The organism is Paenibacillus sp. S-38 (assembly GCF_049942825.1).
GTDB lineage: Bacteria > Bacillota > Bacilli > Paenibacillales > NBRC-103111 > Paenibacillus_G.
The window spans coordinates 4,634,419-4,653,436 of the sequence record NZ_CP187970.1 but is presented as its reverse complement, the minus strand read 5'-3'; the positions used below and the strand labels follow the sequence as shown (position 1 = coordinate 4,653,436).

Annotated in this window: 16 protein-coding genes and 1 pseudogene; 13 read left to right on the top strand and 4 right to left on the bottom strand. The window is 59.3% G+C overall.

What is annotated here, in order from left to right:
- The first annotated feature begins 10 nt into the window (after positions 1-10).
- The 5 genes and pseudogenes from ACP26L_RS20635 (at position 11) to ACP26L_RS20615 (ending at position 5,457) form a co-directional block, all read left to right on the top strand.
- On the top strand, positions 11-565 hold the full coding sequence (locus tag ACP26L_RS20635) for a GNAT family N-acetyltransferase (RefSeq protein WP_426445940.1): 555 nt from the start codon (positions 11-13) through the stop codon (positions 563-565).
- A 51-nt stretch (positions 566-616) separates the two neighbouring features.
- Positions 617-1,678 carry an LLM class flavin-dependent oxidoreductase gene (locus ACP26L_RS20630; protein WP_426445938.1) on the top strand — a complete coding sequence of 354 codons (1,062 nt, stop codon included), beginning with the start codon at positions 617-619 and terminating at the stop codon, positions 1,676-1,678.
- Between the two features lie 9 nt (positions 1,679-1,687).
- Positions 1,688-3,019, top strand: coding sequence for an LLM class flavin-dependent oxidoreductase (locus tag ACP26L_RS20625; RefSeq protein ID WP_426445936.1), 1,332 nt, complete (start codon positions 1,688-1,690; stop codon positions 3,017-3,019).
- Positions 3,009-3,938 (top strand): sulfurtransferase, encoded by a 930-nt coding sequence (locus tag ACP26L_RS20620; RefSeq protein WP_426445934.1) that lies wholly within the window; start codon positions 3,009-3,011, stop codon positions 3,936-3,938. The genes ACP26L_RS20625 and ACP26L_RS20620 overlap by 11 nt, the downstream gene beginning before the upstream one ends.
- A gap of 359 nt (positions 3,939-4,297) precedes the next feature.
- Positions 4,298-5,457, top strand: a pseudogene (locus tag ACP26L_RS20615) (IS3 family transposase).
- 99 nt (positions 5,458-5,556) lie between these two features.
- Here ACP26L_RS20615 and ACP26L_RS20610 read toward each other — a convergent pair.
- Positions 5,557-6,309, bottom strand: a complete 753-nt coding sequence (locus ACP26L_RS20610; protein WP_426445932.1) for an MBL fold metallo-hydrolase — start codon at positions 6,307-6,309, stop codon at positions 5,557-5,559.
- 165 nt (positions 6,310-6,474) lie between these two features.
- On the opposite strand from ACP26L_RS20610, the gene ACP26L_RS20605 reads away from it, so the two are divergent.
- Positions 6,475-7,074: a TetR/AcrR family transcriptional regulator gene (locus ACP26L_RS20605; protein ID WP_426445930.1), complete on the top strand. Its 600-nt coding sequence runs from the start codon at positions 6,475-6,477 to the stop codon at positions 7,072-7,074.
- Positions 7,075-7,360: 286 nt separating this feature from the next.
- Here ACP26L_RS20605 and ACP26L_RS20600 read toward each other — a convergent pair whose 3' ends face one another.
- A complete protein-coding gene (locus ACP26L_RS20600; RefSeq protein WP_426445928.1) occupies positions 7,361-7,783 on the bottom strand; it encodes a hypothetical protein in 423 nt (140 codons plus the stop codon).
- Between the two features lie 76 nt (positions 7,784-7,859).
- On the bottom strand, positions 7,860-8,792 hold the full coding sequence (locus tag ACP26L_RS20595; protein WP_426445926.1) for an AraC family transcriptional regulator: 933 nt from the start codon (positions 8,790-8,792) through the stop codon (positions 7,860-7,862).
- A 301-nt stretch (positions 8,793-9,093) separates the two neighbouring features.
- Between ACP26L_RS20595 and ACP26L_RS20590 the strand changes: the two genes are divergently transcribed.
- The 4 genes from ACP26L_RS20590 (at position 9,094) to ACP26L_RS20575 (ending at position 13,395) form a co-directional block, all read left to right on the top strand.
- Positions 9,094-10,308, top strand: coding sequence for an LLM class flavin-dependent oxidoreductase (locus ACP26L_RS20590; protein ID WP_426445925.1), 1,215 nt, complete (start codon positions 9,094-9,096; stop codon positions 10,306-10,308).
- Positions 10,309-10,334: 26 nt separating this feature from the next.
- Complete coding sequence (locus ACP26L_RS20585; protein ID WP_426445923.1) at positions 10,335-11,627, top strand: ABC transporter substrate-binding protein; 1,293 nt, start codon at positions 10,335-10,337, stop codon at positions 11,625-11,627.
- A gap of 2 nt (positions 11,628-11,629) precedes the next feature.
- On the top strand, positions 11,630-12,502 hold the full coding sequence (locus ACP26L_RS20580; protein ID WP_426445921.1) for a carbohydrate ABC transporter permease: 873 nt from the start codon (positions 11,630-11,632) through the stop codon (positions 12,500-12,502).
- A 77-nt stretch (positions 12,503-12,579) separates the two neighbouring features.
- Entirely contained in the window at positions 12,580-13,395 is an 816-nt protein-coding gene (locus ACP26L_RS20575) for a carbohydrate ABC transporter permease (RefSeq protein WP_426445920.1), read from the top strand.
- 217 nt (positions 13,396-13,612) lie between these two features.
- Here the strand turns inward: ACP26L_RS20575 and ACP26L_RS20570 are convergent, their stop codons facing one another.
- Entirely contained in the window at positions 13,613-14,230 is a 618-nt protein-coding gene (locus ACP26L_RS20570) for a TetR/AcrR family transcriptional regulator (RefSeq protein ID WP_426445918.1), read from the bottom strand.
- 342 nt (positions 14,231-14,572) lie between these two features.
- Here ACP26L_RS20570 and ACP26L_RS20565 point away from each other — a divergent pair, with 342 nt between their 5' ends.
- From ACP26L_RS20565 to ACP26L_RS20555, 3 genes are all read left to right on the top strand, one after another.
- Entirely contained in the window at positions 14,573-16,024 is a 1,452-nt protein-coding gene (locus ACP26L_RS20565) for a 4-hydroxyphenylacetate 3-hydroxylase family protein (RefSeq protein WP_426445916.1), read from the top strand.
- A 232-nt stretch (positions 16,025-16,256) separates the two neighbouring features.
- Positions 16,257-17,336: a dimethylsulfone monooxygenase SfnG gene (sfnG, locus tag ACP26L_RS20560; RefSeq protein WP_426445914.1), complete on the top strand. Its 1,080-nt coding sequence runs from the start codon at positions 16,257-16,259 to the stop codon at positions 17,334-17,336.
- Between the two features lie 49 nt (positions 17,337-17,385).
- Positions 17,386-18,591 (top strand): acyl-CoA dehydrogenase family protein, encoded by a 1,206-nt coding sequence (locus ACP26L_RS20555; RefSeq protein WP_426445912.1) that lies wholly within the window; start codon positions 17,386-17,388, stop codon positions 18,589-18,591.
- Positions 18,592-19,018: the final 427 nt, after the last annotated feature.

The following is a 19,018-nucleotide window of genomic DNA, read 5'->3' as shown; positions in this document are numbered from 1 at the left end:
TGCCTTGCTCATGTCCATCACAGCCGAGCTGCAGATCAGGAACGCGCGTCCCGGAGAACGGGAAGAAGCCGTCTCCCTGTCCGTTGAAGCCTACAGCGAATACCGGGACAGCTACAGCGGGGAGTTCTGGGAGGGCTACAAGCAGTCGATGCGTGACCTGTGGTTCCGTGAGGAACTGCCCGCCGAGCGGATCATCGCCGCCCGGGGCGGAAGGCTGCTCGGCAGCCTTCTCCTGTACCCGCCGGTAGAGCGGCTGTACGAGAAGCTCCAGGCGAATATCCCGTACCGCGAGATCCGCCTGCTTGCCGTTCACCCCGACGCACGGGGGCAGGGCATAGCCACCTCGCTGATCCGTGAATGCGCGGAGCGGGCGAGGCAGAGCGGTGACCCGTTCCTCGGGCTGCATACGACGCAGCAGATGCGTGCTGCGGTGCGGCTGTACCGCAGCCTCGGCTTCGAGCGGGCGCCGGAGTTTGATTTTCCCGGCGGCGACGAACGGACGGTGGTGGAAGCTTACCGGCTGCCGCTAACCGGCGGATCGAAACTTCTATCGGCCGTCCAATAGACCGCTCAAGCAGCGATTGTTTGGCCATCACTCGAAGGGAGCAGGGACAGCATGAAGATCGCATTGCTCAGTCTCGTTATGAATCTTCCGAACGCCATCACCGGGGAATCCTTCACGACCGGGCAGAAGCTTGAGAATGTGATCCGGCAGGCGGAGCTGGCCGAACGGCTGGGCTTTGACGCCTACGGCGTGGGGGAGCGGCACGGCGCTCCGTTCCTCTCTTCCTCGCCGCCGGTGCTCCTGACCGCCATCGCGGGGAGAACCAGTCGCATCCGGCTGCTGACGACGGTCACCGTGCTCAGCGTGCTGGACCCGGTCCGCGTGGCCGAGGATTACGCGACCCTGGACCACCTCTGCGGCGGAAGGCTCGAGATGATCATCGGCAAAGGCAACGACCCGCGCCATTATCCGCTCTTCGGGATTACGGAAGAAGAGCAGTGGGAATCGATGGCCGAGCGCTATGCGCTGCTCCGGCGCTTGTGGGATGAGGAGGACGTGTACTGGGAAGGGCGCTACCGCCCGCCCATCAGCGGCGTCACTACCCAGCCGAGGCCGCTGCAGCAGCCGATTCCCGTGTGGCACGGCAGCGCCTCGAGCCCGCTGTCCACGGAGCTTGCGGCAAGGTACGGGGAGCCGATCTTCTCTTCGAATACGTTCCACCCCAAAGCCAAATACAAGGCGCTGATCGACCATTACCGCGAGCGGTGGGCCTATTATGGGCGAGATCCGGAGGACGCGGTCGTCGGAGCGGGAGCGGGCAGCCTGTTTCTGGCGGATACGTGCGAGGAGGCGGTCCGGCGGTTCCGTCCCTACTATGACGCCGTGCAGGCCACGGCCTCCGCACAGCATAACCAGTCCCCGTTCAAGGATCTCGAGGATCAGATGGAGAACGGGCCCATCCTGGTGGGCAGCCCCGATCGGGTGATCGAGAAGATTCTAGATTATCATGCCGCCTTCGGGCACAGCGTGCTGAGCATCAGTGTAGATGGCTTATCCGAGGCGGAGCAGCAGGAGCAGCTGCACCGGTTCGCCGAAGAAGTCGTGCCGGTGCTGCGGCGCGAGCTGCCAAGCAGCGTGTGGGAGCCTAAGACACCCGTAGGACAGGGGAGGTGACCGTTGGACATGGGAACAACGACAGGCAGACGAATGATTCTGAACCTGCTCCTGAGCCCGGCCGGCTCCCACCGCGGCGCCTGGCGCCATCCCGATACCCGGCTGGAGGAGCTCCATGACATCCGGCATTATCACCGGCTGGCCCGACTCGCCGAGCAGGCGAGGATCGACTCGCTGTTTCTGGCGGACGGCCTGTCCGTTGAGGTCGAAGCCGTCCGGCACGGACCGATCCTCAGCTTCGAGCCGCTGACGCTGTTATCTTCGATTGCCTCGGTCACGGAGCACATCGGACTGATCGCTACCGCATCCACGACCTTTGGCGAGCCGTATTGTACGGCCCGCTTCTTCTCGTCGCTGGACGCGATCAGCGGCGGCCGGGCCGGCTGGAACATCGTCACGACCGGGGTCGAGCGTACGGCCTTTAACTTCGGCCTGAAAGGCCTTCCTCCCCACGCGCTTCGGTACGAGCGGGCCCGGGAGTTCACGGAGGTCGTGCTGAAGCTGTGGGACAGCTGGGAGGAGGATGCACTTGTGCAGGATAAGGCGGCGGGTATCTACGCCGACCCGGCCAAGGTGCACGATATTCGCCACGAAGGCACCCATTTTTCCGTCCGCGGCGCATTGAATGCGATCCGCTGCCCGCAGGGAAGGCCGCTGCTGGTGCAGGCCGGGGCCTCCGATGAGGGCAGGGACCTGGCGGCCCGGTACGCCGAGATGATCTTCACGGTGCAGCCGACGCTGGAGGAGGCTCGGGAGTTCTACCGGGACATCAAGCAGCGCACCGTTCTGGCCGGCCGCAGCCCGGAGGGGCTCAAGGTGCTGCCGGGGCTTCTCGTTACGGTGGGCGCCACCGAGGCGGAGGCGGAGCAGAAGGCGGCGGAGCTTCGCGCGATCATCTCCGTGGAGCGCTCCGTGATGTCGCTGTCCAATCTGCTGGGCATGGACTTCTCCGCCTACTCGCTCGACGATCCGTTTCCCCCGCTGCCCGAGCCCCAGGATGTGAATGCCTATCATTCGTTCCATGCGCTGGTCCGCAATATCCTCAGCCAAGAACAGCTGACGATCCGGGAGTTCGTGCACAAGCATTGGTCGGGCAGCGGGCAGCTTGCGGTTACCGGCACACCCAAGAAGGTGGCGGATGTGATGGAAGCGTGGTTCCTCGGCGGCGCGGCGGACGGCTTCAATGTGATGCCGCAGCTTGCCTTTGGCGGCGTTGAGGCGTTCCTCGGGCTGGTGGTGCCGGAGCTGCAGCGGCGGGGCTTGTTCCCCGAGCGATATACCGGCCGAACGCTGAGGGAGAATCTGGGCTTGGCCGGTATATCGGTATATCATGGATCATGAGAAGGAGAGGAGCATGGCGGTGACCATTGACGAGGGGAAGGATTTCATCGTGACGCATGATGAAGAAACAAATACGCAAAGGGTTGGGGAAGAGCAGAGGGACGATTATCCGAATGCCCATCTGCTGGTGGAGCCGGATTGGGTGCAGGAGCATGCAGCCTCTTCGGATATCATCCTGCTGGATGCCCGGGCCCAGGGCTACGGAGAAGGGCATATCCCGGGGGCGTCGTGGCTCGATGTCAAACGGCTCAAAGACACGGCCGGCCGCACCTTCGCCTCCGCTGAGGCCATACGGGAGGTCTTCAACGAGAGCGGCGGCCGGGCCGGCAGCACGATTGTCGTCTATGACGATGGCGGCGGCGTCACGGCAGCCCGTGTGTTCTATGTGCTGGAAGCGTTCGGCTGGCGGGACCGGGTCAAGGTGCTGAACGGCGGTTTTGCCGCATGGAAGGCAGCGGGGCATACGGTGACCACCGAGGCCCTGAGTGCCGGACCGGGCTCGGTTGCGCAGCTGACCCTGGACGAACGCAGCGTCGCAACCAAGGAGCACATCCAGGCCAGGCTGGAAGGGGCCGTCATTCTCGACACACGGTCACGCGAAGAGTACACCGGCGAGGACACGCGGAATAACCGCAAGGGAGGGCATATTCCCGGAGCCGTGCACCGGGAGTGGAAGGACTCTCTGCTGCCTCCTGACGAGAACGGCGTCGTCCGCTTTAAGCCTGCCGGGCAGCTGCTGCAGGAGTTCGAGGAAGCCGGCGTACGCCGAGATCGGGTGATTGTGCCGCACTGCCAGTCCAACCAGCGGGGGGCGCATACTTATTTTGTGCTTCGGCTGCTCGGGTATGAGGATGTGAGGCCATATGAAGGATCCTGGGACGAATGGGGGAACGCGGAGGATACCGAAGTCGAGCTGTAACCGGCTGTATGCCCTTTCCCTGGCATCCGTCGGTTTCAGGGGGCGACTATAAGTTAAGTTGGATCCCCTTATATATGGGCATCTGCGTGCAGGAGCGGGTTCGGGGCTCCGGCAAGCAGATGCCTGTTTTCGAGATCTGAGAATGGATATCTCACCAGGGATCGATGCCCCTGCCGCGCAAGCCGTCTAAGAAAATAGCGGAAGTACGGTGCGTTATTTCCAATTTTTGATGCTTCCCCCCAGAAGTAAAGGAACTCAGATGCGCTAATGTAAGGCTGGTGGATGTAGACTAAACGGTGGACACAACTTAAGGAACGACCTTTATAATAAAGACAAACGAACAAAGGTCGAGGTGTGCCATGAGTCAGCAACGGGAGAGTTACGACAGTGAGTTTAAGAAAAAAACGGTGGAGCATATAGAGAAGGAGGGGAAGAAGCCAATTGAGATTGCCCGGGAACTTGGGATTCCGAAAAGTACCTTAAGCCGCTGGATCAAACAGTACGGGAAAAGTGCGGCTTCGGAACAATCACAAGTCTTTGTGGATTACGAACGACTAAAGAAGTTGGAGCAGCAAACCCGCGAACTGCAAGAGGAGAACGAAATCTTAAAAAAGGCAATGCACTTCTTCACGAAAGACCGGCACTGATTTTTTCGTTTATTCATAAACACCGCTTCCAGTACCGTGTCGAGAAGATGTGCTCCGTTTTACAAGTATCCAGAAGCGGCTATTACAAGTGGGTAAAACACCAGCCTAGTAAACGGGAAAAGCACCGGATGTGGCTGAAAAAACGCATCCGGCATCACTTTTACCGTTTGAAGAAGCGCCCGGGCAGCCCCGTGATTACTGCGATTCTGCAAGAGGAAGACGGTTGTGCTGTATCCTCAAAAACGGTCAGTCGCCTTATGAAAGAGATGGGTCTTAAGTCGATTACGGTTGGAAAATACAAAGCAACGACCAATTCCAACCACAACATGCCTGTTCATGACAATACCCTAAATCAGCAGTTTAAAGTGGAGGCACCCAACAAGGTCTGGGTAACAGATATTACTTATGTCGCCACTGGCGAAGGCTGGCTATATTTAGCCAGTGTGATGGACTTATATTCACGTAAAATCGTAGGCTGGGCTACAGGCGCGCGGATGACCAGGGAGCTCGTGATCGATGCCCTGGAGCTTGCTTACAAGCGCCAGAAACCGGCCCCTGGCTTGATCCACCACTCCGACCGCGGATCTCAGTATGCAAGCGGTGATTACCAAGAACGGCTGGCAGGCTACTTCATGACCGGCAGCATGAGTTGAAAAGGTAACTGCTATGATAATGCGTGTATCGAGTCTTTTCACAGTACATTGAAAAAAGAACTTGTGTACCAAACCAAGTTTAAAACTCGTAAGCAAGCAGCCGATGAACTCTATAATTACATCGAGTTTTACTACAACCGAACACGGCTTCACTCCACTTTGGGTTATAAAACGCCTCATCGCTTTGAACAGATGTACCATGAACAAAGAGCAGCTTAGCCTTAAAGGGTTCCTTCATTTTGTGTCTACTTTATTGACAGAAGTCCACTTGTCTGCACCCTTGTACCTGTGGACCAACGGCTTCGGATAGAGAGAGGGTTACGAATGCGAATGGAACGCAGGGTCCGGATTGCCGGGCAGCATCATCAGCGACTGCACATGACGACTGACCTCCCGGGCATGCAGCGGGCCTCCGTGACCCATATAGAACTTATCCACTCCCGAATCGAGCAGGCGGGTTAATTCACGGGCAACGAGGTGCGGATCCTCTTCAAAAGGGGGACGGATGGCATGATGCTTTCTCATGATCCCGCCGAGCAGAATTCCGGAGGCGACAAGGTCACCCACCAAGGCTTCCCGGGAAGGGAGCTCGATGGAGATCGAACCGGACGTATGTCCCGGCGTGTGTTTTACGGTGCCCGGAATTCCGTATGGTCCCAGCGGGATCTCGCCGCGTTCTGTAAGCAAGAGATCCGGTTCAAACCCGATATACGGTTCACGCATTAACGGGGTCTTGATGAACAAACGTCCGAACCAGCCTGTAGGACAGAACGTCATGGGCTCCCTGCGGTTAAAATGCTGGGCATCCCCTGCATGTGCTGCGATGGGGGCTTGGGACAGCTCTCTGATCACTGCCGCGCTGCCGGCATGGTCGACGTGGGCATGGGTGATCACGATAAGCTTGATGTCTTTCCAGGTGCGCCGTTCCTTGGCGAGAGCCCTTGCCACTTTGTTCTCCGAACCCGGAAGTCCTGCGTCCAGGAGAATGCAGCCATCGGGACCGACGAGCAGGTAGGCATTGACCATGTGCATGGGCAGGATGGGGATGCGGACGATTTTGACAGTTTCCATCAGGGTATGGTCCTCTCTGTTTAGATATTTTTGCCCTATCACCACTGAACCGAACCGAACCGAACCGTCCGGTTCGATTTCATGTTACTTCAAGCTTTAGTTTTAGGCAAGAGAAATGATACAATGGACGGATAACGATCGAGGGAACACGTGGAGGACACAAGCATGCGCAGAGAGGATGCGGCACGGCAGCTCATTGTCATGAAATCTGCCGAATTGTTCAATGTGAAGGGCTATGCGGCAACATCCATCCAGGACATTATGGAAGCGACCGGATTAACCAAAGGAGCGGTGTACCGGAGATTCCCGAGCAAAGACGAGATCGCGGGGGAAGCGTTCGATTATGCGGGCCGGGTGCTGATGGAGCAGGTCACGTCGGCGGTCGGCCGGGCGGATACGGCGATCGACAAAATCATGGCGATATGTCATGTTCATGTGGACCCGGTGAATCATCCTCCGATCAAAGGGGGATGTCCCCTGCTGAATACGGCTGTAGAGTGTGACGATACCATGCCGATCCTCCGCGAGAAAGCATTGGCTGCTTATCAAGAGCTGCTCCGGCTGGTCCAAGGGATTTTGGAGCAAGGGGTATCCGCCGGAGAAATAAGGGGGGATGCGGACTTGGAAGCTTTGTCCTCCTTTATCGTGTCTTCCCTTGAAGGAAGCGTCATGGCCAGCCGACTGAGCAGGGACAGCAAGCATGTGGGAATCGTGATGCGACAGCTCCGCGTTCTCCTCTCTACATACACACCCAGGAAAGAATAAGGTACCGGGATAATCTGGCCACGCCGACGACGGCGTGGTTTTGTTCGTTCGACGCCGGCGCCGCGGGGGCTAACTTTGCAGCGGCTGCAGAGACGCGTAATGAATTCCCGAAAGCGTAGGCATCCCATTCGCCAAACAGCCAGGAGCATTCCGGAAGCTATGGACTCCGGCAGCTGTTGACTCCGGAAGCGCACGAACCGAATTGTACTTTATCCTGCATGGAAGCAGCCGCCCATAAGAATAGGACAATTCGAGATGTGCGACGAATGACTCTGCTCAAAAAATGTTATCGTTTTTCAATTGCCATACGCAGGTGCGAGAGGACCCCAAGAAGCAGGACGAACGAACAAACGGTTTTTTCAAAAGGGGTGCCGAGCCATTGCTGGATGAACCCAAAAGACCAAAATACAGCCAAAAACCAGCAGATCACCGTGATTCCTCTGTTGAATTTAGTTAATTTATTTCCGCCGATCAGCAGTGTAAATACGACTCCCATAACAGCAATCAGGGTACTGATCATAGAGAGTGACAGCTGAGCAGCGAAGGATTCGGAACGTCCGCCGTTGACCCATGTGTATGGAATGATGCTGCAAATAACAAGCACATGGATCAAGATGGTCAAAGAGTAAAACCATACCCCCATCAACACAGCCGTTATCATCTTCATTTTTCTGAGTTTGTCCAGCATCCAACCCTCCGCTTTCTGCACGTTATACGTTATCGGCCTTCACTTGCCCCACCTGTTCCCCAATCCATCCTACGGACATTTCATTGTAGTTAGGGCATCATTCAACCCCCGCCGCATTTGTCTCTCCTTGCCCATCGTCTGGCCTGCTGTCCGCCATACGCACCGCCCGGTACGCCCTAGGCGGCTGTCCGGTCCATTTCTTGAATGCCTTCGAGAACGAAAACAAGTCCGGGTACCCGACGGAATGGGCGATCTCCGAGAGCGAATAGCCCGTATGCTCCAGCAGATGACGGGCTTCCTTCATCTTGAGCTCCTGCAGGTACTGCACGGGCGGCAGACCGTAGGTGTGCCGGAACCGCTTGGAGAAGTGGGTCCGTTCCACGCCGACGTAGTCGGCCGCACGCTCGACGGTAATCCCGTCCGAGTAGTGCATCTCGAGATACTCCTTGCCCCGCTGCAGCCAAGAGGCCTCGCCGCGGACTTCGCTCTCGTTCGCAGCGTCCGCATGGGTCGACAGCAGATCGAAGATGCCGTGGAGATAGTGAAGCCGCGCGAGATCGGTCATGCGTCCGCCGGGCAGGCTTGCGCCGCGCGCCGACCGGTCCAGGAAGGTCCACAGCAGCTTCACCGCATCCTTGACGGCGGCACCCGCGGCATAGGGCCGTTCTTCCTGCAGTCCGAGGCGGGCGAGCAGACTTCGGGCTCCCGCACCGTCGAAGGCGAAGAAGACTTTGCGCAGTGGTTCCTCCGCCACGGTGTAGTATTCATGGGTGACCTGCGGGAAAAGACAGAACAGATCTCCGGGACGGAGAGGGTAGGTTTGCCCGCCCTGATGGAAGGTGCCGCGGCCATCCAGAACGGTCAGCAGATAGTAGTAGGGTGTGGTGCGGGGCCCGATATGGTAGTTCGGCTTTGCCTCATTGTAGCCGATCCGGATCGGCCAGGCCGGCCCGGATTTTTCGTAATCCGTGGGGGTGAAATGATAGATTTCCAGAAATTCATGGTGGTCTTCTCGCAGGTTGTCTCGCATCGCAGGACCTCGTTTTGCCATAGGATATGGTTTCATCATAGAGCTCAGGGGGCTGAAGTTCAAGAGCCCAATTGGTCGTCAACCCACAAAATGACAAATCATTCCCGCTACGAATTGACATTGCATCGGAGAGAAACTATTGTTAATATTCATTATGCAAACTATTCCTAGCAGTATGGTTGGGAATATATCGACCGGACTTCCGGAGAAGAGCGCAAGGAAGCATAAAGCGGTTAACCATAGAACAAATCGTCTGCCGGGCAGCTGGAGACAGGGATTGCCCGCGAAGGGGGAAACAAGCATGACAGATCAGTCGAAAGAAGCGTACAGAGGGGATCAGGAGCAGGACATCCGTTTCGGATGGTTCCTGCCGACCGCAGGGGACGGACGCTATGTGGGTGTAGCGCCAGAGAGAGAACCGACCTTGGACTACATGATCCAGGTCGCCCAGACGGCGGAGGCGGCCGGCTTCGGGTTCGTCCTGATCCCGACCGGCGGAGCCTGCCTCGACGCCTGGGTCGTCGGGTCGGCCGTAATGAGCCACACGCGGACGCTGAGGCCGCTCGTAGCGGTCCGTCCGGGACTCGTGGCACCGGTGCTCGCTGCACGAATGGCGGCGGCGCTGGACGTGCTGTCGGAAGGCCGCGCGATGATCAATGTCGTGACAGGCAGCTCGGTGCAGGATCTAGAGGAGCTTGGCGATCCGCTCGCCCACGCTCATGACGAGCGGTATGAGAGAGCCAGCGAATACATGGAGGTCATGAAGCGGTCCTTGTCCGGTTCGCAAGGCATGGCGGTTTCGGAGTTCCGCACCGGCGGCAGTGCATCTGCCGGGCAGGGGGCCCTCTTCAGCGGCAAATACTATCAACAGACGCGTCCGGCTGCAGCTCCGCAGACGGTCCAGCAGCCGCACCCGCCGTTCTACCTGGGCGGCAGCTCGCCGATCGCCAAACGGGTGGCGGTGGAGCACGCGGATACCTTCCTGATGTGGGGAGAGCCGCACGAATGGATCCGGGAGCAGATTGCCGAAATCGAGAGCATCCGGGACGGGCTGGAGCAGGAGAGAGGCGAGCGCAGACCGCTGCGCTACGGCCTGAGGGCCCAGGTGCTTGTCCGCGATACCGAGGAAGAGGCCTGGGCAGCAGCCTGGGAGACGATCTCCAAGGTGTCCCCCGAGCTGCTTGCGAAGGCGCAGGAGTCGTTCGCCCAGACGGATGCGACGAACCAGCGCCGGCAGAATGAACTGCGGGAACGCTCGCGCGCGGACCGATTCGTCGCCGGACCGAACCTGTGGACAGGACTCTCGCAGGTCCGCTCCGGAGGGGCGATCCTGATCGTAGGCACCGCGGAGCAGGTAGCCGACCGGCTCGTGGAGTACGCCCAGCTCGGCGTCAGCACCTTCATCCTGTCCGGCTATCCGCATCTGGAGGAAGCCGAGAACTTCGGACGTACAGCCCTGCCGCTGTTCCATGAGAAGTGGTCTGCCTTGCAGGCCGCAGCAAACCTTACCAACTAACCGACGATTAGAGGAGGGTCACCCCCATGCCTATCCAAAAGAAATTCACCCCGGTCCTCGTGGCTGCAGCCGTTTCATCCGTTTCGCTGCTTGCCGGCTGCGGAGGCAGCCCGTCTGCCCAGACGGCCCCTGCGGCCGGTGACGGCAAGCAGGCGGCAGCCTCCGGCCCCGTAACGCTCTCGTTCCTGCACTGGCGGGGCGAGGATGTCAAATCGCTGAACGGTCTCATTGAGAAGTTCCAGCAGGAGAACCCGAACATCAAGGTCGAGATGCAGACGATGCCGTCCGACCAGTACCAGTCGGGAGCTCAGGCGAAACTCACGGACGGAACCAGCGGAGACGTGTTCGCTTCCTCTCCGGGGGCCCAGTTCGAAGCGCTCGCGAAGGCGGGGCTGTTCACCGATTTGTCCGGCGAAAGCTTCCTCGCGAACTTCAATGAGTCGCTGATCGGACCGGGCAAGAAGGACGGCAAGCAGCTCGCTGTCCCTTACCAGCTCGTTTATAACGATCCGATCTATAACGTCAAGCTGTTTGAAAAATACGGTCTGACCCCTCCGAAGGACTGGGATGGCTTCCTGGCCCTGTGCGCCAAGCTGAAGGAGGCGGGCGTAATTCCGATCGCCTTCGCCGGAGCGGACATCGGTCCGGGGCAGTTCATGAACACGATGGTCATGAACAACCTGCCGAGTGACGACGCCTTTGTTCAGGTGGGCGAAGGCAAGGCGAAGCTCACGGACGAGTGGTGGGTGAAGACGCTGAGCCAGTTCAAGGAGCTCAATGACAAAGGCTACTTCCAGCCGAATGCGCTCGGCACGAAGGACCCGGCTGCAGGCGCGCTGTTCATCCAGGAGAAGGCGGCGATGCTCGCGAGCGGCTCCTACCAGCTGGCGCAGAACCAGAAGCAGAACCCGAACCTGGAGCAGAAGCTGCTCGCCCCGATCACCACAGCGGCTGACAAGGCCAAATACGAGGGCGTGCATACCAGCACCTTCCTGCTCGCGGTGAACAGCAAGTCGAAGCATCCGGCAGAGGCCAAGAAGTTCCTCGAATTCCTGAGCCGCAAGGAAACGGCGGGCACGTATGCCAATGAGACCGGCCAGAACGTGACGGTCAAAGATGTGCAGTACACCTCTAAGGAGTTGCTGGCGGCAGGCGAGTGGTCGGCGAAGAAGACGATCTTCCAGCCGCGCTTCACAATCACGAACGGAGAGATCCAGAAGGCGGTAACCGGGTCGATTCAAGCCGTGCTCGGCGGCAAGTCTGCAGAGGATGCGGCCAAGGAAGCCCAGGCGATCGTGGACCAGCAGATCAAGAAATAACGATGCGGAAGTCACCCGTTCTGTGGTTGTTTCTGCTGCCCGGCACGCTGCTGTACCTCGTGCTCTTCATCTATCCGACCCTGTCGGGCATGTTCTACTCCTTCACGGATTGGGACGGCGTCTCGCCGTCCTACCGGATGGTCGGAGCCGCCAACTACAAGGAAACGCTGGAGAGCATCGTCTTCCGCAAGGCCTTTCTCAACAACGTCAAATTCATGCTGGTGGTCGTGATCTTCCAGACGCTGCTCTCGCTTGGACTGGCCATGCTCCTGGCGCGCAATTCCCGGATTCACGTGCTGCTGCGCGCCTTGTACTTTTTTCCCACGGTGCTGTCTTCCGTCTCGGTGGGCTTGATCTGGAGCTTCATGTACGATCCGTCGATCGGACTGCTGAACTTGAGCCTGCAGAAGGCCGGGCTGGAGAGCCTCGCGCTAAGCTGGACGGGGGATGCCGACATCGCGCTGTATTCGATCGCCGCCGTGCAGGTGTGGGCGCATGCCGGCCAGATGATGATCGTCTTCATCGCCGGACTTCACTCCATCCCGGCGGAGCTGTATGAAGCAGCCCGGATCGATGGAGGGGGACGGTGGCAGATTTTCCGCAAGGTGACCTGGCCGCTGCTCGCTCCGTCGGCTACTATCGTGCTAGCCTATACGACTATCCAGTCGTTCAAGGCCTTCGATCTCATCTTTACGATGACGGACGGCGGACCCAACTACGCGACGGAGATCCTGACGACCTACATCTACCACCAGGCGTTCGGCAGCTACAAATTCGGTTCGGCGGCAGCCGGCTCCATGCTGTTCCTTATTCTGCTGTCCGTGCTGACAGCCCTTCAGTTCAGGGCGCTGCGGTCGGACCGCGTTTCTTATTAGCCTGAATCTGGTCATAACCTGAATCTCTGGTTCGAACCCGCATCTCGTACTAACCCATGGAAGAGGGTGTGAACCCTATGCTGATCAACAGCTTGCGCCGTACCCTGCTTCTCCTGTATGCGGCCGTCATAATCATACCGCTCTATATCGTTCTCGTCTCGGCCTTCAAGACGCCGGGGACCTTCTTCGCGAAGCCGTTATCCTGGCCGTCGCCCTTCACCGTGGAGAACTTCACGACCATGTTCCAAAGCCAGCCGATGTGGCGCTACTTTGCGAACAGTGCAGGCGTGACGCTCGGTACGGTGCTCCTGGAGCTGCTGCTCGGCAGCATGATCGCTTATGCGATCGCCCGCCTCGGCGGCAAGCTGGGCAAGGGCCTGTTCCTGCTGTACCTGGCCGGCCTGATCGTTCCGTCGCAGGTGAACATGCTGCCGATCTACGCACTGGTCCACCGGCTGGGATGGACCGACGGGCATGCCGGACTGATCCTGGTGACGGCGGCACTGCTGCTGCCCCTGACCGTCTTCCTGCTGACCGGCTTCATGGGCCTGCTCAGCAAGGAAATTCTCGAAGCCGCGAGCATTGACGGGGCGGGAGAATGGACGCTGTACACGCGCTTTGCCCTTCCCCTGTCGGCGCCCTCGCTGGCCGCTGCGGCCGCCTTCCTGTTCGTCATGGTATGGAACGATCTGCTGATGCCGATGCTCCTGCTGAACGGGAAAAGCAAGCTGACACTCCCGCTCGCCATGCTGCAGTTCAGAGGAGAGTACGTCACCGACTATCCGATGCTGCTCACCGGCGTCGTGGTGACTTCGCTTCCGATGGCGCTGCTCTTCATCTTCCTTCAGCGGTTCTTCGTCGCCGGCATGACGGCCGGCTCCCTGAAGGGGTAGGGGAGGTCTGCGCACGCATCGTACCGTACGGTAACCCAATCAGGAATTCGCAGTAACAAGGGCGTATGCCACAAAAAGACAAAACAGCCGCTGTGCCTTCACCGGGCAGGCGGCTGTTTTTTTGCTGTACAGCGGAGATCGAGTGCCCGGCTGAACCGGGTGGCTGACCGGACCGCGTTTCTCAGTACCCGTGATCCACCGGATGGAGGACCGGCGCTCAAGTAGAGGAAGGCTGCCGGAGTCCCATCGCCTCGTAGGTCCCGAGCAGGGAGAGCCGGGTAAGCTGCAGGGCCATATGGTGGGGGGAGTAAATGCGGTCGTCCGCGAACCATTTGGCGACGGTGCCCTGAACGGCGAAGGAGGCGTAATCCAGCAGCAGATCGAGAGGCACCCGGACCTTCTGGTCCATCCTGATACCGGAGAGCCGCCGGTAGAGGCTCTCCCGCAGGAGCTCCTGCATCCGCCCCTGAACATTGGCCGGGGTGGGACTGGCCAGCATGGCGCCATAGAATGCCTCATGCTCCGTGAGATGCTCGAAGAGGGTGAGGAAGAGCGGGTCGGGGTCGTGGAAGGTCGGCGGCGAGTGCAGCCGGCAGCGCTCGCCCGTCAGCAGCTCCTCCAGCCTTCCGAGATGTTCACCAAGCATCCGCCCCAGCAGATCTTCTTTGTCAACAAAATGAGCGTAAAAGGTCGACCGGTTAATATTGGCCTGTACGCTGATGTCCACGATACTGATGTCCTCATAGGCACGGCGGCGCAGCAGGGTGAGGAAGGCATCGAAAATCATTTGTCTGGTGCGCTGAATTCTCCTGTCGGTCGTTCGAACAGCTGTCATGCGGATCTCCTCCCTTTTTCCGACAATATGAGGCTGCATGTTGTTTAAACTACAGAACAAGGGCGCCCCTGAAGGATGCCGCTCCTTTCTCGAGCTGGAGTCCGCACCCGGGGCGGTCCCACACTTTCTTCGCTCCCGTGGCTTATGCCGGTAATATCCTACACCCGGGCATCATCTGTTGTTTAACCATCAGCAGGGGCAAAAAGACAGCTTGCAAATCCTGGGATACCCGCTATGATAATAGAAATACCAAAGCAATTCAATCGGAATTTAAGTGATAGAGATTGAATTTGTGTGATAGAGCTTTCAGATTGGAATTCCGAGAGGGAAAGGAGGATCCACTTGCGGGGCGAACGCTTTCTCGAGTCCTTGAATGACGGGCGTACGGTATGGCTTGGAGGTACGAAGGTCAGCAGCCTTCCGGAGCATCCGGCCTTCAAGGGGACGCTCACTACCATTACGAAGCTCTTCCAGATGCTGGACGATCCCGCCCGGCAGGACGATGTAGGCTATCCGGTTTCCCCCGGCGGCCGCTATGCCCACAGCTCCTTTCTCGTGCCGTACACGCCGGAGCAGCTCGCTCAGCGAAGCAGGGCATTCTCGGTCTGGTCGGAGAGCACGCACGGCATGATGAGCCGCCTGTCGGATTATGCCCGCTCGCTCGTCACGGGCTGGTATGCGGCCCGCGGTCAGCTGTCGGCGCTCGATCCCCGCTTTGCGGACAAGATCACCGCTTACTATGAGTCGGCACGCGACAAGGATTTGTTCCTGACCACGGCGATCATCGATCCCCAGATTGACCGCTCAGGCGGCCTGGACGATGAGCGGATTGCAGAGCGGTTCCTGCATGTCGTGCGGGAAACGGAGGAGGGCCTGGTGCTCCGCGGGGCCAAGATGATCGCGACGGGAGCTCCCTATACGCATGATTTCGTCATCTCCTCCTTCCTGCCCTTCCGCTCTCAAGACCGCAGCCACGCCCACGTGCTGATCGTACCGGCGAACGCTCCGGGACTGCATATCGTGTGCCGGGAGTCGTTCGCGAGCGCGCAGGAGCAGAACCATCCGCTCAGCGCGCAGTATGACGAGATGGATGCAGTCCTGTTCTTCGACGACGTGCTGGTACCGTGGGAGCGAGTGCTCCTGTACGGCAGCCCCGAGGATGTCCTGGCCCTGAGAGCGAACCGGACGGCGAACTCGCTGGCCTTCCACCAGAATATCGTGCGGTATGTCGCCAAGCTCGAATTCATCACCGGTGTGGCCTTCGCCATGGCCGAATCCATTGGGACCACCGGCTTCCTGCATATTCAGGAGAAGCTTGGGGAGCTGCTGACACAGATCCAGGTGATCCGGGCGCTCGTCATCGCCTCGGAGACGAAGGCGGTGCCGGACGAGTCCGGTGTGCTCGTGCCGGATCTTAGCTTCATCGAGACGGCCCGGAACATCGGGACGAAGCTGTACCCGAGAGCGGTCGAGATTCTGCAGCAGGTGGGGGGAGGAGGCTTTGTGCAGGCCCCCTCCGGCGTGGAGGATTTCTACGGCCCGATCTCCGGGCTCATGCATCTGTATTACGAGGGAGCCACCGTATCCGCCGAGAAAAAGGTGCAGCTGCTGAAGCTCGCCTGGGATCTCATCGGCAGCCCGCTCGGGGCAAGGCATCAGCTTTACGAGCGGTTCTATGCCGGAGACCCGGTCCGGGGCTTGGCGAACCAGTATCTAGCTTTTGATAAGAGCACATTGACCGAGCCCGTATGGAGGCTGCTCAAGGAAACGAGCAGGGGCCGGGTTCCGCTGTAATGCCCAGATGCCGCACATGTCCCGCAGAGGGGGAGCCAGCTCCTTTGTTAGGACATCATCCGCACTTCTATAGTCCGACCCATGCCGATTAGTTCACTAAAGGCGCCTGCAGATCTGAAAGATCGCCGATGCAGGTGCCTTTTCTTATCCCTTCCCCGTATTCTTGTTTGCTTCGTATAGCCCAAGGGGTTCCCCTTGTTCTATTCCCATATTCGATATAGAGGTGATGACCATGTCTTTGAAGTTTGCTTATTGGGTGCCGAATGTCAGTGGAGGCCTTGTCATTTCCAAGATTCCGCAAAAAACGGGCTGGTCTTTCGAGGACAACGCAGCCTACGCCAAGCTGGCTGAGGAAGCGGGGTTCGAGTACGCGCTGCTGCAGACCCGCTTCATTGCCAGCTACGGCGCCGAGAACCAGCTTGAAGCGATCTCGCTGGCCTCCGCGCTGGCTGCCGTGACCTCGAAGCTCAAGCTGATCGCAGCGGTTCTGCCGGGACTCTGGCACCCGGGTACGATCGCCAAGGCCATTACGACGATCGATCAGATCAGCGGCGGCCGGGCGGCCGTCAACATCGTCAGCGGCTGGTTCAAGGGGGAGTTCTACGGCTTCGGCGAGCCCTGGCTCGATCATAATGAACGGTACCGCCGCTCGGAAGAGTTCATCCGCATCCTGAAGGAGCTGTGGACGGAGGATTCCACCACCTTCCGCGGAGACTTCTACCGGATCAACGAAGCCCCCCACAAGCCGAAGCCGCAGGTACTCCCTCCCGTCTTCCAGGGCGGCAACTCCGCCGCAGCCCGGGCCATGGCGGCACGGGTATCCGACTGGTACTTCATGAACGGCAATACGCCGGAAGGTTTCCGGTCACAGATCGAGGAAGTCAAAGCCTTGGCGGCAGCCGAGGGACGGAGCCTGAAGTTCGGCGTCAATGCGTTCATTATCGTCCGTGATACGGAAGAGGAAGCGCGCCAGGTGCTTCGGGATATCATCAGCTATGCGGACCCCGAAGCCGTGGAAGGCTTCCGCAGCCAAGTGCAGTTCGCAGGCAAGGCTTCGCCGGAGCAGGAAGGCATGTGGGCGAATTCGAATTTTGAGGATCTCGTGCAGTATAACGACGGCTTCAAGACGGGCCTCATCGGGACCCCGGAGCAGGTTGCGGACCGCATCATAGAACTGAAGAAGATCGGTGTAGATCTGATTCTCACCGGCTTCCTCCATTACGATGAGGACATCAAGGCATTCGGCGACAAGGTAATTCCGCTGGTCCGCGAGAAGGAAGCCGCAATCCAAGCGGTGCCGGCGAATTCATAAATATATCCATTCCGTGCCAGACCCCAATCATTCCAAAGGAGCGATGAAGATGAGTGTAGAACTGGAAAAAGCAAACGCCGTACCCGACTATGAGAACCTGCGTGCCGAGGTGCGCCGCATTGTCGATGAGGTCATCCGGCCGAATGCCGAAACGACCGACCGGGAGGGGCGGTTCCCCAGGGAGAACCTGCAGGCGCTGGCGGAGACCGGCTGGAACGGCGTCCTGATCCCGGAGCGCTACGGCGGCCGTGGGCTTGACCATGTCGCTTTCGCCATCGCTGCGGAAGAGGTCGGCCGGGGCTGCCCGTCCACTTCTCTGGTGTATGTCATGCACGTAGGCGCGGTGCAGACCATCGCGCTCTACGGCAATGAAGATCAGAAGGAGAGGTGGCTGAGACCGGTCGGTGCCGGGTCCATCGGCACGTACTCCACGAGCGAGAAGGCCTCGGGCGGGCACTGGTGGTTCAACTTCAGCGAAGCTTCGCGCGACGGGGAAGATTATATCCTGAATGCTGAGAAATCGTTCACGACCTCCTCCGGCCAGGCGGATTTCTATGTGTTCCAGACGAGAACGCCGGGGGCGCAGACCCCGACGGATGTCTCATTCTTCATCGTGGACGGCGGCCTGCCAGGCATCAAACCGGGCGTCTGGGATGCGCTCGGCGTCCGGGGCAACCACAGCGGACCAATTACATACGACGGCGTCCGGGTGGAAGCGCGGGATAAGCTCGGCACCGAAGGGCAGGGCAGGGAGATCCTGGAGAGCGGCGTGTCGCCGGTCTACCTGATCGGGCTCGGCTCCACGTGGCTCGGTGCCGCCCAGGCCGCGCTCGAAGCGGCCGTGGACTACGTCAAGGCCACCATTCACCGCGACTTCAACAAGCGGCTGTCGGATTACCAGATCATCCGCCAGCAGCTGGCCGAAGTGAAAGTGCTGATCGAGAGCCTGAAACCTTGGCAGGTGTCGCTCGCGAAGCAGCTCGATGAGCTGCAGGCGGCAGGACGCCCGCAGGTGGAGCTGCTGCTGCCGCTCGTCGAGTTCAAGATCCATGCGGCGGAAGTCGCAGCCAAAGCCGCGAAGGCGGCATTGGATGTCACCGGCGGCTACGGCTACAAGAAGGGCATCTTCGAGCGCCTGTTCCGCGACACGCGTGCAGGTATCGTCATGGGGCCGTCCAACAACATCGCCCGGGAGTGGATCGGTAAAGCGCTGGTCGGTCTGCCGCTCGAGCTGTGGTACGAAGGCGGAGACTGAGCTGCCCGAAGCAGGCAGGGGGCCTGACCATCGCCGCCGTGCTTCCGCGGGAGCCTGAACCCCCAGCTGTAACCGAAGTGCGGGCCGGGGTTCATGGGACGCCGGAAGCAGCTGCGGCCGACCACGCTCTTCCGTTTGCAGCTTCTCGAGCCTGCCGATCCAGGCTTGACGGAGAGTCTCTACGCAAGGTGTACCATCGGCCATTCCGTTGCTATCACAATCTGCCCGGCAGCGGGGGGGCGCCATCCATCTTAAACCGCATCCCTTTGTCTGCAAAGAAAAGCCGCCTATCCGCGGCTTTTCCCTTTTCTCCCCAGAACCGGGGAGGATGTACATTTATGTATTGACGGAAGCTGGAAACGGGTGTAGTCTTATTAATCATACAGGATTTGTTGGTATTAATGGTTGCTTCCACGATGTCATAGGG